The organism is Aquiluna sp., from assembly GCF_965064355.1.
The window spans coordinates 1-15,679 of the sequence record NZ_CBCHRQ010000027.1 but is presented as its reverse complement, the minus strand read 5'-3'; the positions used below and the strand labels follow the sequence as shown (position 1 = coordinate 15,679).

Annotated in this window: 11 protein-coding genes; all 11 read left to right on the top strand. The window is 53.0% G+C overall.

Annotated elements, in window-relative coordinates; all coding sequences use genetic code 11:
- On the top strand, positions 1–2,469 hold a 2,469-nt coding region (polA, locus tag AC128V_RS03840; protein ID WP_482763361.1), incomplete at its 5' end, for a DNA polymerase I.
- Between the two features lie 127 nt (positions 2,470–2,596).
- The gene (gene rpsA, locus AC128V_RS03835; protein WP_482763360.1) at positions 2,597–4,057 is read left to right on the top strand and encodes a 30S ribosomal protein S1; all 1,461 of its coding nucleotides are present in this window, start codon (positions 2,597–2,599) and stop codon (positions 4,055–4,057) included.
- A 58-nt stretch (positions 4,058–4,115) separates the two neighbouring features.
- Complete coding sequence (coaE, locus tag AC128V_RS03830) at positions 4,116–4,700, top strand: dephospho-CoA kinase (protein WP_482763359.1); 585 nt, start codon at positions 4,116–4,118, stop codon at positions 4,698–4,700.
- Positions 4,697–6,763 (top strand): excinuclease ABC subunit UvrB, encoded by a 2,067-nt coding sequence (uvrB, locus tag AC128V_RS03825; RefSeq protein ID WP_482763358.1) that lies wholly within the window; start codon positions 4,697–4,699, stop codon positions 6,761–6,763. Before coaE ends, uvrB begins: the two co-directional genes overlap by 4 nt.
- Before the next feature lie 9 nt (positions 6,764–6,772).
- On the top strand, positions 6,773–9,622 hold the full coding sequence (uvrA, locus tag AC128V_RS03820; RefSeq protein ID WP_482763357.1) for an excinuclease ABC subunit UvrA: 2,850 nt from the start codon (positions 6,773–6,775) through the stop codon (positions 9,620–9,622).
- 2 nt (positions 9,623–9,624) lie between these two features.
- Positions 9,625–11,472: an excinuclease ABC subunit UvrC gene (gene uvrC / locus AC128V_RS03815; protein ID WP_482763356.1), complete on the top strand. Its 1,848-nt coding sequence runs from the start codon at positions 9,625–9,627 to the stop codon at positions 11,470–11,472.
- A gap of 63 nt (positions 11,473–11,535) precedes the next feature.
- Positions 11,536–12,408, top strand: coding sequence for an RNase adapter RapZ (rapZ, locus tag AC128V_RS03810; protein WP_482763355.1), 873 nt, complete (start codon positions 11,536–11,538; stop codon positions 12,406–12,408).
- A 3-nt stretch (positions 12,409–12,411) separates the two neighbouring features.
- Entirely contained in the window at positions 12,412–13,392 is a 981-nt protein-coding gene (gene whiA / locus AC128V_RS03805) for a DNA-binding protein WhiA (protein WP_482763354.1), read from the top strand.
- A complete protein-coding gene (locus AC128V_RS03800; RefSeq protein WP_482763353.1) occupies positions 13,382–14,020 on the top strand; it encodes a superoxide dismutase in 639 nt (212 codons plus the stop codon). The genes whiA and AC128V_RS03800 overlap by 11 nt, the downstream gene beginning before the upstream one ends.
- Positions 14,021–14,082: 62 nt before the next feature.
- Positions 14,083–15,084 carry a type I glyceraldehyde-3-phosphate dehydrogenase gene (gene gap / locus AC128V_RS03795; protein WP_482763352.1) on the top strand — a complete coding sequence of 334 codons (1,002 nt, stop codon included), beginning with the start codon at positions 14,083–14,085 and terminating at the stop codon, positions 15,082–15,084.
- Positions 15,084–15,679: phosphoglycerate kinase (locus AC128V_RS03790; RefSeq protein ID WP_482763351.1), on the top strand; the 596-nt coding region annotated here is incomplete at its 3' end. The genes gap and AC128V_RS03790, both read left to right, overlap by 1 nt.

Sequence of the window (15,679 nt, the reverse complement as noted above, 5' to 3'; positions counted from 1 at the left end):
ATCGAGCTGCCCGAGTACAAGGGAACCCGAGGGGAGACCCCACCAGAGTTCATGGGTCAAACCGAACTACTGGTTGAGGCACTTACCGCGATGAACATAACCAGCGTCTCTAGGGAAATGTTTGAAGCCGATGACCTACTTGCTTCTCTCAGCGTCCAGGGGGAGCAGGCCGGCTACAAGGTTCTGGTCGTCTCTGGAGACAGAGATACTTTCCAGCTCATCACTGAAGAAGTGACGATTCTCTACCCGATCAAGGGTGTTATGAATCTGGCCCGGATGGACGATGCCGCTGTCCTCGAGAAGTACGGGGTGCATGCCAAGCAGTACCCAGAGCTTGCAGCGCTAGTCGGGGAAACCTCGGACAACCTAAAGGGCATCCCCGGGGTTGGTCCCAAGACCGCGGCAAAGTGGATTCAAGAGTTTGGTTCACTGCAGGCCATCTTGGATGGCGCGGAACAGATCCCTGGCAAGGTCGGCGAAAGCCTTAGGGAGCATAAAGAGCTAGCCGTTAGAAACCGCAGACTCAATCACCTAATGCGCGACCTTGAGTTCGAATTCACCTTGGACCAGTTGGAGCTCGGCGCTGTAAATGAGGACCAGGTGAAGGAAGTCTTTGCCAAGCTCTCGTTCCGAACCCTATTGACCAGAGTGCTCAAGCTTCGCGGCACCGATGGATCTCAGCACAAAGTGATTAGCGCAAAAATTGAACCTGAAAAGGTTCAAGAATCACTTTCGGCTGACCCCATTTCATCAGCGGCTAGCGAGTTGATAGCAGAGCTGCCATCCCAGCCGGTTGACGCAAAGTCCGCGACACTGGGTGAGATTGCTGCACTAGTTGCCGATCATGAGGCTCACCTGAAGATCGAGATTGCTAACGAACGAATTGTCGGCATCGGCGCTGCCACCTTGGCGGTGAGATTGAACTGGGATGGGCAATTAGATCCAAAGGACCTGATAACCAAGGGTGGGTTTGGGACTTGGAACTTCAAAGAAGTTTCCAAGCAGCTAAAAGCTATGGGCTTGACACTTGGTCCAATTACAAACGATCCGCTTTTGGCAAGCTACATAATCGACCCTCTTACAAAAGACCTAAACCCAGATGCGTTGATCCGCACCTACGCCGGTATCGACATAGTTCGACAGGATCCAAATGAGCTACTTGCCCAGAGCGATCCTTCGCTTGATGCCTGGGTATTCGCCGTGCTCTCAAAAATCGCCATCGCCCAATTGGAAGCTGAAGGTTCTCTCGGTGTGTATCGAGACATCGAACTTCCAGCCAGCGTGACGCTTGCGCAGATGGAGCAGCAGGGAATCGCGATCGATAAAGCGAGTCTTGAGCAGCAGTTCGACGAGCTCAGCACCGAAGTTGAATCTGTGGCCAAAGAGGCTTACGCCATCATTGGTCACGAAGTAAATCTCGCAAGTCCCAAGCAGCTTCAAACCGTATTGTTTGAAGAACTTGGAATGCAGGGCACTAGAAGCGTAAAGACCGGATACTCAACAAACGCGGAAGCTCTCGCGACACTTTATGAGCAAACCGAGCACCCATTTTTAGAGCGTTTGCTTGCGCACCGCGATGCCACAAAGCTTCGTCAGATGGCAGAGACCCTCATCAAGGCAATTGAGCCAGACGGCCGCATCCACACGACCTACTCTCAGGTTGGAACTGCTACCGGTCGCCTGAGTAGCGAGAACCCAAACCTGCAGAACATTCCGATCAAGACCGCTAAGGGTCAGAAGCTTCGAAGCGCCTTCGTTGCTGGGGCGGGCTTCGAAACCCTGCTTACAGCCGACTACTCGCAAATCGAGATGCGCATCATGGCGCATCTATCCCAGGATGCCGGCCTAATCGAGGCATTCAACCAGGGTGAGGACCTGCACAGCTTTGTTGGGGCTCGAATCTATGGCGTGGAACCAAGTGAGGTCACCTCTCAAATGCGCTCCAAAGTCAAGGCAATGAGCTACGGCTTGGTTTACGGTCTTAGCGAATACGGTCTGGCCAGGCAGCTGCGCATTGAGAGCAAAGAGGCCAAGCAGCTCATGTCTGATTACTTCGACCGCTTTGGTGGCGTGAAGACATACCTAGACCAGGTGGTTCAGAAGGCTAAAACACTTGGTTACACCACCACCGTTTATGGTCGCAGAAGGCCGTTCCCAGATTTGAACTCGAAGATTTTCCAGCTTCGCGAAATTGCCAGACGAGCAGCGCTAAACGCCCCAATTCAGGGCACTGCCGCTGACATCATGAAGCTTGCGATGATCAAAGTGCACAATTCGATGTTGGCTGAGGGGCTGAAATCCCAGCTATTGCTCCAGGTTCACGATGAGTTGGTGTTGGCTGTCGCGCCGGGGGAGTTAGAGCAACTCAAGGCGCTCACCACCAAGGCCATGAGCGATGTGGCAAAACTCTCCGTTCCACTTGAGGTGCACATCGGCATTGGCGCTAATTGGGAACTAGCAGGGCACTAGATATACCTGTAAGCTTGCGCGAGTGCTAATTGGCACAAATCCCTGTCCAATCGCCGGACAAATAGGAAAGCTTTTCTAAGGTTTTCCCTTGCACGGCCCGAGTAAAACAAAGTGAATAACACCACATATGGCAACCAAACAAACCGCTAAAAAGCAGGTAGCAGTAAACGACATTGGCTCAGCAGAGGACTTCTTAGCTGCAGTAGAAGCAACTCTAAAGTTCTTCAACGATGGTGACCTAATCTCTGGAACCATCGTAAAAATCGATCGGGACGAAGTCCTAGTAGACGTCGGTTACAAGACCGAGGGTGTAATCCCAATTCGCGAGCTTTCCATCCGTCAGGATGCAGATCCAAATGACATCGTCAAGGTTGGCGATGCAATCGAGGCACTTGTTCTTCAGAAGGAAGACAAAGAAGGCCGACTAATTCTTTCCAAGAAGCGTGCTCAGTACGAGCGTGCCTGGGGCGACGTTGAGAAGATCAAGGAAGCCGATGGCGTGGTCAAGGGCATCGTTATCGAGGTTGTTAAGGGTGGTGTAATCGTTGACATTGGTCTACGAGGTTTCCTACCTGCATCTCTAATCGAGCTTCGCCGCGTTCGCGACCTAGGGCCATACCTTGGTACCGAGGTTGAGGCCAAGATCCTTGAGCTAGACAAGAACCGCAACAACGTTGTGCTTTCTCGTCGCGCACTGTTGGAGGAGAGCCAGAGCGCTAACCGCAGCACCTTCCTAAACGACCTAGCCAAGGGCCAGGTTCGTACCGGTGTGGTTTCCTCGATCGTAAACTTCGGTGCATTCATCGACCTAGGTGGCGTAGACGGTCTAGTCCACGTTTCCGAGTTGAGCTGGAAGCACATCGAGCACGCCAGCGAGGTAGTTGAGGTTGGCCAAGAGGTTACCGTTGAGGTTCTCGAGGTTGACAACGACCGTGAGCGTGTATCGCTTTCGCTCAAGGCAACTCAGGAAGACCCATGGCAGCTATTTGCTCGTACTCACGCCATTGGCCAGTACATCCCGGGCAAGGTCACCAAGATTGTTCCATTCGGTGCGTTCGTTCGCGTTGCAGATGGCATCGAGGGTCTAGTTCACATCTCAGAGCTATCCTCCAAGCACGTTGAGCACGCAGACCAGGTTGTTTCTGTCAACGAAGACGTGTTCGTCAAGCTGATCGACATCGACCTAGAGCGTCGCCGCATCTCGCTATCTCTAAAGCAGGCTTTGGACGAGGTTGACCCAGATGGCACCGACTTCAACCCAGTGCTTTACGGCATGAGCGCAGACTACGACGAGAACGGCAACTACCGTTACCCAGACGGCTTCGACCCAGCCACCAGTGAATGGAAGGCCGGTTTCGAGGAGGCTCGCACCAAGTGGGAGGCAGAGTACGCCGAGGCACACACTCGTTGGGGCACACACAAGTCTCAGGTCAAGGCCACTCGCGCGCAGCTTGCTGCTCTTCCAGAGGCACCAGCAACCCCAGCACAGGAGCCAACCGCTTCTACAGGATCCGCAGCTTCCGAGGGAACCTTGGCAGACGACGAGTCGCTAGCAGCATTGCGCGACAAGCTATCTGGCGACAAGTAAATTAGCTAAAGCGAAGCGGGGGTGCGAAAGCACCCCCGCTTTCGTTTATCCTTAGCCAGTGCTGATTGCGCTAACAGGTGGTATTGGATCCGGTAAGTCGACCGTGGCTCGACGCTGGGTTGAACTTGGCGCAACCGAGGTCGATGCAGACTTGCTTGCAAGAGAAGTCGTTGAGCCTGGAAGCATTGGTTTAGAGCAAGTCGTCCAGGAATTTGGCCCTTCGGTCTTGACCGAGTCAGGCACGTTAGACCGAGCTGCGCTAGCGAAGATTGCATTTGCAAGCGACGCCAACCGAATCAAGCTTGAGGGCATTCTTCACCCGCTGATTCAAGAACTTGCTCTACAAAAGGTCACCAATCTTGAAGGCGTGGTCGTCTACACAATCCCTTTGTTTGTTGAGAGTAAGTCCAAGCTCCAATTCGACAAGGTAGTAGCTATCAGTTGCGATGAGGATGTTCGCGTTAGAAGACTCGTCGATTCTCGCGGGATGACTGAAGCCGAGGCTAGAAGCCGCATCGCTGCTCAGGCAAACGACACTCAGAGGGAAGCCGTGGCTGACATAGTTATCGATTCGAATTGCTCATTGGAAGAACTTATCCAAAAAGCAGACGCGGTCTACCTTGGCCTCAAGGAGAAGTTGTGACACCAGAAGATGCCAGACCATTCCGCGCAGAAACACCGTATGAGCCCTCCGGAGACCAGCCTCAGGCAATCAAGGAGATCACCGAACGAATCACTGCGGGGGAGCGCGACGTTGTTCTTTTGGGTGCAACCGGTACTGGAAAATCTGCCACCACTGCGTGGGTGATCGAGAAGCTACAGCGTCCAACTCTGGTTATCGCCCACAATAAAACTCTTGCTGCACAGCTTGCCAGCGAATTGCGCATGATGTTCCCCGATAACGCCGTTGAGTACTTTGTTAGCTACTACGACTACTACCAGCCAGAGGCATACGTTCCGCAGACTGACACCTTCATTGAGAAGGACTCGACCATCAATGAAGAGGTTGAGCGTCTTCGCTACTCAGCCACTATGTCTTTGCTATCCAGACGCGATGTGATTGTGGTATCAACCGTCTCTTGCATCTACGGCCTCGGTGCTCCGAAAGAGTATTTGGCGCAGTCGCTTCCGCTTCAGGTTGGGCAACGCATCGATCGCGATGAACTTATTCGTGGCCTAGTACAAATTCAGTACCAGAGAAATGACATTGAGTTTGTGCGCGGAAACTTCAGAGTCAAAGGCGACACCGTAGAAATCATCGCTGTCTACGATGAGGAAGCCACTCGCATTGAGTTCTTTGGCGACGAGATTGAGAAGATCTATCGGATCCACCCTTTGACCGGTGAGGTCTTGATGGAGCGCCAGTCAGTGGCAATCTACCCAGCTTCCTACTACGTGGCACCTGTGGAGCGTATGGCCCAGGCCATGGAGGCTATCGAAGAGGAGCTGGAAGGTCGCTACCGCGAATTCGAGCAGCAGGGCAAGCTCTTGGAGGCCCAGCGCATCAAGATGCGCACCACCTTTGACTTAGAGATGATCCGCGAACTTGGCTTCTGCTCGGGTATTGAGAACTACTCGAGACAGATTGACCAGCGCGAACCCGGAGAACCGCCGGCTTGTCTGTTGGATTACTTCCCTGAGGACTTTTTAACCGTTATTGACGAGTCACATGTCACGGTTCCTCAGATTGGAGCCATGTCTGCCGGAGATGCTTCCAGAAAGCGCACACTGGTTGAGCACGGTTTCCGTCTCCCGTCGGCCCTAGACAACAGGCCCCTGAGGTTCGAGGAATTCCTGGAGCGAACCGGACAAACTCTTTACCTATCCGCTACTCCTGGAAAGTATGAACTTGCTAAGGTCGACGGGGTAGTGGAGCAAATAATCCGCCCAACCGGTCTTGTAGATCCACAGATAGTCGTAAAGCCATCTAAAGGTCAAATCGATGACTTGCTTGAGGAGATCAAGCTTCGTAGCGAACGCAATGAGCGCGTCCTGGTGACCACCCTTACCAAGCGTCTGGCAGAAGAGGTGACTGACTACTTCACCGAGATGGGCATCAAGGTCCGATATCTACACTCCGACGTTGACACCCTGCGACGAGTTGAGCTACTTCGAGAACTCAGACAGGGCATCTTCGATGTATTGGTAGGTATCAACCTTTTGCGAGAGGGTCTAGACCTCCCAGAGGTGTCACTAGTTGCAATCTTGGATGCCGACAAAGAAGGATTCCTTCGCTCAGCCACCTCGCTGATTCAGACCATTGGTAGAGCAGCACGTAACATCAACGGTGAAGTGCACATGTATGCCGATCGAGTTACAGATTCGATGGCAAAGGCAATCGATGAGACCAACCGTAGGCGTGAGAAGCAGGTTGCCTACAACCTCGCAAACGGCATTGACCCGACCCCACTTCGCAAGAAGATTGCGGATATCACCGATCAGCTGATGCGCGAAGAAGTCGACACCGCCCAGCTGATTGAGGAACTCAAACGAGAACCAAAGCGCAAATCCAGCGTTCCGATGCGAGGACGCCCGAACATTGGAGCTGCCGGCAAGGATGCGCTGCTTTCAACCATTTTGGATCTCGACGCTCAGATGAAGGGTGCAGCTTCGGAACTGCAGTTCGAACTCGCTGCCAGAATTCGCGATGAAATTTCCGAGCTGAAGCGCGAGCTTAGGCAAATTGAGTCCGCTGGACACGCCTAAACTTCTAGGGTGAGTATTCAAACCCCAACCGGTGCCAAGCTATCCATCAAAGGCGCACGCGTCCATAATCTGAAGAATCTAAACCTTGAGATTCCAAGGGATGCTCTCATTGTTTTTACCGGCCTTTCTGGTTCGGGTAAGTCCTCTCTGGCCTTCGACACAATCTTCGCCGAGGGTCAAAGACGTTATGTTGAGTCACTCAGCGCATACGCCAGGCAGTTTCTAGGGCAGGTTGATAGACCTGACGTCGACTTCATCGAGGGGCTCAGTCCTGCGGTTTCCATCGACCAAAAGTCAACCAATCGCAACCCGCGCTCAACAGTTGGAACCATCACAGAGATTCACGACTACCTCAGATTGCTCTGGGCTCGAATTGGAGTCCCACACTGCCACGTTTGTGGCGAGGTGATTTCAAAGCAGACCCCGCAGGCCATAGTCGATCAGCTACTAACCCTTGACGAGGGCACCAGGTTCCAGCTGCTAGCACCGATTGTGCAGCAGAAAAAAGGCGAATTCCAGGACCTCTTTGCATCATTGCAGTCCCAGGGTTACGCCAGAGCCGTTGTGGATGGCGAGACCGTCGTGCTATCAGAGGCAAAGCCGCTGAAGAAGAGCTTCAAGCACGACATTGCAGTCGTGGTTGACCGACTGGCGATCAAGTCTGATGTGATTTCGCGACTTACGGACTCGGTAGAGACTGCGCTGAAACTGGCCGACGGTCGGGTGATTGTTGACTTTGTCGACGACGGTAAGCAGCGCACTTTCTCAGAGCGTCTGTCATGCCCAAATGAGCATGCCATTGCGCTTTCGGAGATTGAGCCTCGAACCTTTAGCTTCAACGCCCCATTTGGATCCTGCCCAGCTTGTTCGGGTCTTGGCGTGAAGATGGCGGTTGACTCACAGCTTGTGATTGGCGATGAGGGTGTCAGCATCAACGAGGGTGTATTGCTTCCTTGGTCGACCCAGGGTAAGGGTCTTTACAGCTACTTCACAAGGCTTTTGGATGGATTGACTCAAGACCTTGATTTCTCCCTTGATACTCCTTGGCAGGACCTTGCTGAAGAGGTCCAAGAGGCGATCTTGAACGGCAACGACTTTGAAGTTCAAGTTAAGTGGCGGTCAAAGTACGGTCGTGAAATGCGCTACACGTCTGGTTTTGAGGGAGTGCTGCCATATGTCGAAAGACGCTATCTTGAAGCCGACTCGGATTGGGCGCGCGGAAAATGGTCCGAATTTCTAAGGGAGATTCCGTGTCCGGAGTGTGACGGTTCCAGACTTCGCCCTGAGGTGTTGGCAGTGAAGGTCCACGAAAAATCGATTCACGATGTTGCCGCCATGAGCCTGATGAATGCTCACGGGTTCTTTGAGACCATTGAGCTAACTGACCGTGAGGCCACAATTGCAGCTCAGGTTCTGCGTGAGATTAGAGCGAGACTCGACTTTCTGCTAGCAGTTGGCCTTGACTACCTATCACTTGAAAGAGCAGCCGGCTCACTCTCCGGTGGCGAGGCCCAGCGAATTCGCCTTGCCACGCAAATTGGTGCTGGTCTAACCGGCGTTCTCTACGTGTTGGATGAACCTTCTATTGGCCTGCACCAAAGAGATAACCTGCGCCTAATCGAAACCTTGGTGAAGCTCAAGAACCTCGGCAACACCTTGATTGTTGTGGAACACGATGAAGACACCATCCGCACTGCAGATTGGTTAGTGGATATCGGACCGGGTGCGGGTCTACACGGTGGCGAAGTTGTTCACTCTGGCAGCTATAAATCGCTACTAGAAAATAAGAAGTCGATTACCGGTGACTACCTAGCCGGACGTCTCAAGATCGAGACTCCAAAAAAGCGCAGGGCTATTGACCCAGAGCGCAAGATCAAGGTGGTTGGAGCTCGAGAGAACAACCTCCAAAATGTTGACGTTGAGTTCCCGCTGGGAGTAATGACCGCCATTACCGGAGTATCCGGTTCTGGCAAATCATCGCTGGTGAATGACGTGCTCTACGAAGTGCTTGCTAACAAGCTCAACGGTGCCAAAGGGGTTGCTGGAAAGCACACCCGGATTGAAGGTCTCGAGCAACTCGACAAGGTTGTCCACGTTGACCAGGCACCGATTGGTCGCACCCCTAGATCTAACCCAGCCACCTACACCGGAGTTTTCGACCACGTTCGCAAGCTGTTTGCAGACACTCAGGAGTCAAAAGTTCGCGGATATCTGCAGGGTCGCTTCTCATTCAACGTCAAGGGCGGTAGATGTGAGAACTGTGCTGGTGATGGAACTATTCGCATTGAGATGAACTTCCTACCGGATGTTTATGTGATGTGTGAGGACTGCAAGGGAGCGCGGTATAACCGCGAGACACTGCAGGTTAAGTACAAAGGCAAATCGATCGGTGACGTGCTCAATATGCCTATCAGCGAGGCCGCTGAGTTCTTCGCACCAATCAATTCCATCGCAAGGTATCTAAACACTTTGGTCGATGTCGGTTTGGGTTATGTGACTCTAGGTCAGAGCGCAACCACACTTTCCGGTGGCGAAGCTCAGCGAGTGAAGTTGGCAACAGAGTTGCAGCGTAGGTCAACGGGTAAGACCATTTACGTGCTGGATGAACCAACCACCGGTTTGCACTTTGAAGACGTTCGCAAGCTTTTGATTGTGCTTTCCGGCCTGGTTGAAAAGGGCAACACCGTTATTGTCATTGAGCACAACCTTGATGTCATAAGGTGCTCGGACTGGGTAATTGACCTAGGTCCCGAGGGTGGCTCTGGCGGCGGTTTGGTTATTGCTGAGGGAACTCCAGAGGCTGTAGCGAAGGTCAAAAAGAGTCACACCGGAAAGTTCCTGGCGGAGATCCTGGGCTAATAATGGCCAACGACCTAGCCTTTCGGCCCTCAACCGGCGAGATACCTACTGAACCAGGTGTCTATCGCTTTGTTGATGAGTCAGGTCGAGTTCTCTATGTCGGAAAAGCCAAGAATCTTCGGGCAAGACTAAGTAACTACTTCGGCCCACTCTCATCGCTTCACGAACGCACCCAGCGAATGCTGTTAGCCGCCAGAGACGTGAAGTGGACAATTGTTCCAAGCGAGTACGAAGCGCTGCAGCTGGAATTTATGTGGATAAAAGAATTCGATCCACCGTTCAACGTTCGTTTCAAAGACGATAAGAGCTATCCCTACCTAGCCATCACGGTTAGCGATGCGGTTCCAAGGGCATTCATTACCCGGAATAGAGAGATCAAAGGCGCTCGTGTCTTAGGGCCCTACACGCAGGCCTGGGCGATACGAGAGACGTTGGATACCTTGCTCAAGGTTTATCCGGTTCGCAGCTGCACCGCTGGTATCTTCCAGGCAGCCAAGCGACAAAGCCGTCCGTGCCTGCTAGCTGACATCGGTAAGTGCTCGGCACCTTGTGTTGATCGCATAAGTCAACCAGATCACAAAGCGCTGGCGAAAAGACTCGGAGACTTTTTGGCAAGTGGCGACGAGAGCTATATCAAAGAGCTCAGCACGCGCATGAAAAAGGCTTCTGAAGATCAAAACTACGAGCTCGCCGCACAGCTGAGAGATGACGTCTTTGCACTGGAAAAGGTTCTAGAGAAAAGCACTTTAGTCTTCGATGACAAAACCGACGCCGACCTAATCAGTATTGCCAGGGACGAGCTCAGCGCTGCGGTTTCGGTCTTCTTCATTCGTGGTGGTCGCATCCGAGGTAATCGCTCAATGGTGGTCGACCTTGAGCTTGACCGCAGTAACTCCGAGCTAATGGAGTACGTGATTCAAGAGCTCTACACACCATCAAAATCCAGCCAGCATCTCGAGGTGCCAAGGCAGCTTTTGGTTAGCACAAAGCCGAATGACGCAAAAGAGCTCGAGCGTTGGCTGGGCGAGCTGCGCGGCTCAAAGGTCGAGGTGCTAAACCCGACCAGGGGAGATAAGGCGAAGCTCCTTGAGACTGCTGGCACCAATGCCAATCACGCCCTAAGTAGCTACAAGCTCAAGCGATCAGCCGATTTCACAGCCAGGGCAGATGCACTCTCGGGGATCCAGCGCAGCCTAAGGATGAAAAATGCTCCGCTTCGAATCGAGTGCTATGACATCTCGCACCTTGGAGGCACAGGCACCGTTGGCTCGATGGTGGTGTTCGAGGATGGCCTTCCAAAGAAAGATCAGTACCGCCGCTTCAACCTAGAAACCGCGGACGATACCGAATCTATCTACCAGGTACTAATGCGCAGATTGAAGTATCTTGCCCAAGATGATCAGGGAGAGAAGTTCAGCTATCGACCATCCTTGATGCTCATCGACGGCGGTCTTCCGCAGCGTAACGCAGCCATTCGAGCGGTTCAGGACTCAGGTGTCGAGGGCATCACAATCGCAACTTTGGCAAAGCGTCTAGAGGAGATCTACATAGACGGTGATGATTTCCCGCTGATCCTTCCTAGAACCAGCGAGGAACTGTTCTTGCTGCAGCGGATCCGTGATGAGGCTCACCGCTTTGCGATTACAGCGCAGCGAGCATCCAGGTCAAAATCCATATCAAGTCAACTACTTGAAATCGATGGCCTAGGTGAGCGCAGAGCAAGATTGCTGCTTCGCAAATTTGGGTCCTTGAAGCGAATCAAATTGGCAAGCGTTGAGGAGATCTCCTTGCTTCCAGGATTTGGTCCAAAGATTGCTGAAATTGTCTTAAAAGCCCTCGGCGATTCTTGAATTGTTATCCCACGCGACACGCCGAAGCACTAACCTTGGGTAGCGCATAAATCAAGGGGTGACATGGAGACGACACGCAAGCCGGAGCTGCTGATCGTAACCGGCATGTCGGGCGCAGGTCGATCCACCGTTGGTAACGCTTTAGAGGATCAGGGATGGTATGTCATCGACAACCTTCCACCGCAGTTACTCGGTCCAATTTCCGACCTCTTCGCACTGAGCAAAGCCAATCTTCCGCGCATTGCGGTCATCATCGATGTTCGCGGCGGTGAGTTCTTCAACGAGCTAATCGGCAACATCGAACAGCTGCGGACCAGAGAGGTCAACGTTCAGTTGCTTTTCCTTGAGGCGAACGATGGTGCTCTGGTCAAGCGCTTTGAAGCTGTCCGCAGACCACACCCACTTCAGGGCGAGGGCACCATCATTGACGGCATTGCTGCCGAGCGCCTAGAGCTGCTAGCGCTTCGTGAAATGGCTGACATTGTTTTTGACACTACTGAATTGAATGTTCACCAACTTACAAATCGTGTTGCCGAAGCTTTTGCTACCAACGCGAAGGGCCTAAAGGTCAACGTGATGAGCTTTGGATTCAAATACGGCATTCCAACCGATGCCGATTTGGTGGCCGATGCCAGATTCATTCCTAACCCGCACTGGCAAGACGAGCTGCGTGCCATGACCGGGAACGATGCCCCTGTTGCCGATTACGTTTTGGCACAGCCAGGTGTCCAGGATTTCATAACCAACTACGTGGCCGTTCTAAGAACCACCTTGGCCGGCTACAGAACCGAGAACAAGCGTTTTGCGACCATCGCAATTGGCTGCACCGGCGGAAAGCACCGCTCAGTTGCAATTGCTAACCGAATTGCCGAAATCCTTTCGGATGAAGCCGACGTAAGAATCTCGGTCAAGCACCGAGATTTGGGTAGAGAGTAAAAGATGGCACTAACTCAAGAAATCAAAGAAGAGCTTGCCCGCACTCCACTTGGTAAGGGCCTGGAGCGAGCGGCTGAACTAGCTACCATTTTGCGATTCTGTGGCGGACTACACCTGATTTCTGGGCGCATAGCAATAGAAGTAGAGCTCGACAGTGCGGCCCTTGCTCGACGTATGTCTAGAGCAATCCTTGAGCTCTATGGCATCCATTCTGAGCTATCGGTGGTTTCCGCTGGAGGATTGCGAAAGCACAGCGGTTACCAGATTCGCGTCCTGAAAGATGGAGAGCTACTGGCTCGCCAAACCGGCCTTATTGATAACCGAGGCCGACCGGTCCGCGGACTACCAGCAACTCTGGTGAGCTCAACTATGGACGAAGCTCGCGCAATTATGCGCGGGGCCTTCTTGGCTCACGGCACACTTACCGATCCTGGTAGAAGCACATCGCTTGAGATCACCGCCCCTGGAAATGAATCCGCAATGGCGTTGGTCGGAGTTGCAAGACGTCTTGGAGTAAGTGCAAAGGCGCGGGAGGTTAGAAACGTCTACCGCGTGGTTATTCGCGATGGCGAAGGTATTACCGAAGTTCTTAAGCAAATGGGCTGCACAGACCAGGTTGTGAAGTGGGAAGAACTGCGCAACCGTCGCGAGGTTAGGGGAGCTGCGAATCGTCTAGCCAACTTTGATGATGCAAACCTACGAAGGAGCGCGCAGGCCGCCGTTGCTGCTGGAGCTCGCGTCCAGCGTGCGCTTGAGATTTTGGGCCCAGATGCACCGCAACACCTGAAATACGCGGGTGAACTTCGCCTTCAGCATCGCGATGCATCGCTTGATGAACTGGGTCGTTTGGCAGATCCACCGATGACTAAAGACGCCATCGCCGGCAGAATTCGCCGCCTATTGGCCACCGCCGATCGAAAAGCTCAGGATTTGGGAATTCCAGATACCGAGAGTGCGATTACAGATTTATTGGATGAAAACTAAGGAGCATGAAATGACCTACACCCTTCCAGAACTTAGCTACGACTACGCGAGCCTCGAGCCACACATCTCAGCTCGCATCATGGAGCTGCACCACTCCAAGCACCATGCCGCATACGTAGCGGGCGCAAATGCCGCGCTAGATGCAATGGCTGAGGCTCGTTCATCCAACAACTTTGCAAACCTTCCGAAGCTCGAGAAGGACCTGGCCTTCAACCTAGGTGGTCACATCAACCACAGCGTGTTCTGGAAGAACCTAACCCCAAACGGAGGCGATGCTCAGGGTGAACTACTTGCTGCAATTAGCGAGTGCTTCGGGTCTTACGACGCTTTCAAGGCTCACTTCACCGCAGCTGCAATGACCATTCAGGGTTCGGGCTGGGCATACCTAGCTTGGGACTCAATTGGCAACCGAATGATCATTGGCCAGCTATACGACCAGCAGGGAAACCTAGCTATTGGAACCATGCCACTTTTGATGCTGGATATGTGGGAGCACGCTTTCTACCTGGACTACCAGAACGTTAAAGCCGACTACGTAAAGGCCTTCTGGAACATCATTAACTGGCAGGATGTTGCTGCAAGGTTTGCTTCGGTTAAGGTCAACAGCCGTTCTCTGCTGCTAGGCTGACCTAGTCCGCTCAATGAAGCGTAGGGCGCAAAAACATCATTTTTTTAGACTGGAGTATTCCCTTGACTCGCATTGGTATTAACGGTTTTGGACGCATTGGACGTAACTACCTCCGTGCCGCCCTGGCTCAGAACTCAAACCTCGAGATCGTTGCTGTAAACGATCTATCCGACCCTAAGAGCTTGGCTCACCTTCTAAAGTACGACTCGGTTACCGGTCGGCTAGACGCCGCTGTTTCGGTTGACGGTGACTCGATTGTCGTCAATGGCAAGTCGATCAAGGTCTTGGCTGAGCGCGACCCTGCAAACTTGGGTTGGGGCAACCTCGGAGTGGATATCGTTATCGAGTCAACCGGTCGTTTCACCAACGCAACCGATGCACGCAAGCACCTAGATGCCGGCGCGAAGAAGGTAATCATTTCAGCTCCCGCCACCGGCGAGGACGCTACTTTCGTTATCGGTGTAAACGAGCACCTTTATGACCCAGCCAACCACCACATCATTTCGAACGCGTCTTGCACCACTAACTGTCTAGCTCCGCTGGCAAAGGTGTTCAATGACAAGTGGGGCATCAAGAACGGTCTGATGACCACAATCCACGCCTACACCGCAGACCAGAACCTACAGGACGGTCCTCACGAGGACCTTCGTCGTGCTCGAGCTGCTGCAATCAACATCGTGCCTTCCACAACCGGCGCCGCAAAGGCAATCGGACTAGTTCTACCAGAGCTAAAGGGCAAGCTAGATGGCTTTGCACTTCGCGTTCCAGTTCCTACCGGTTCGATCACCGACCTAACCATCGTTTCTGAGAAGCCGGTTACCATCGACGAGATCAAGGCTGCCTACAAGGCTGCTGCCGAAGGTCCAATGAAGGGCATCTTGCTTTACACCGAGGACCCAATCGTTTCCTCTGACATCGTGACCGACCCACACTCTTCGATCTTCGATGCAGGCCTGGTTCGCGTTATCGACAACACCGTGAAGCTTTCAAGCTGGTATGACAACGAGTGGGGTTACTCCAACCGCCTAGTTGAGCTAACTGAGCTTGTTGCCTCAAAGCTCTAATGCTGCGCAGTCTGGATAACGCCGGAAATCTTGCCGGTAAGCGTGTAATTCTTCGCTGTGATCTAAACGTCCCACTGAAGGACGGCGTTATTACTGACGATGGCCGTATTCGTGCATCCGTGCCAACCATCAAGCGATTGATTGCGGCCGGAGCTCGAATTGCCATCTGCTCCCACCTTGGACGCCCAGAAGGCGCACCGGATTCAAAGTACTCCTTAGCTCCGGTGGCCGCTCGGTTAGAAGAGCTACTCGGACAGCCGGTGGTATTCGCTGAGGACACCGTCGGAGCGCAAGCTGTTGCCGCTATGCAAGTTTTGGAAGACGGCGGCGTTTGCCTCTTGGAGAACCTCAGGTTCAACCCAGGCGAAGCCTCAAAGGACGCAGCAGAGCGCAGTGCTTTCGCTCAGGAGCTTGCCGAACTGGGAGACCTTTTGGTTTCCGATGGTTTCGGAGTTGTGCACCGCAAGCAGGCCAGCGTTTACGAACTAGCTGAGCTTTTGCCAAGCTATGCAGGCGATCTAATTGCTACCGAACTAGAAGTGCTAAAGCAGCTAACCGAGTCACCAAAGCGCCCATACACCGTGGTTTTGGGCGG

Excerpts from the sequence above, each read along its gene's own strand:
- whiA (WP_482763354.1), top strand. The coding sequence starts at position 12,412 with ATGGCACTAACTCAAGAAATCAAAGAAGAGCTTGCCCGCACTCCACTT.
- rapZ (WP_482763355.1), top strand. The coding sequence starts at position 11,536 with ATGGAGACGACACGCAAGCCGGAGCTGCTGATCGTAACCGGCATGTCG.
- uvrC (WP_482763356.1), top strand. The coding sequence starts at position 9,625 with ATGGCCAACGACCTAGCCTTTCGGCCCTCAACCGGCGAGATACCTACT.
- AC128V_RS03800 (WP_482763353.1), top strand. The coding sequence starts at position 13,382 with ATGAAAACTAAGGAGCATGAAATGACCTACACCCTTCCAGAACTTAGC.
- rpsA (WP_482763360.1), top strand. The coding sequence starts at position 2,597 with ATGGCAACCAAACAAACCGCTAAAAAGCAGGTAGCAGTAAACGACATT.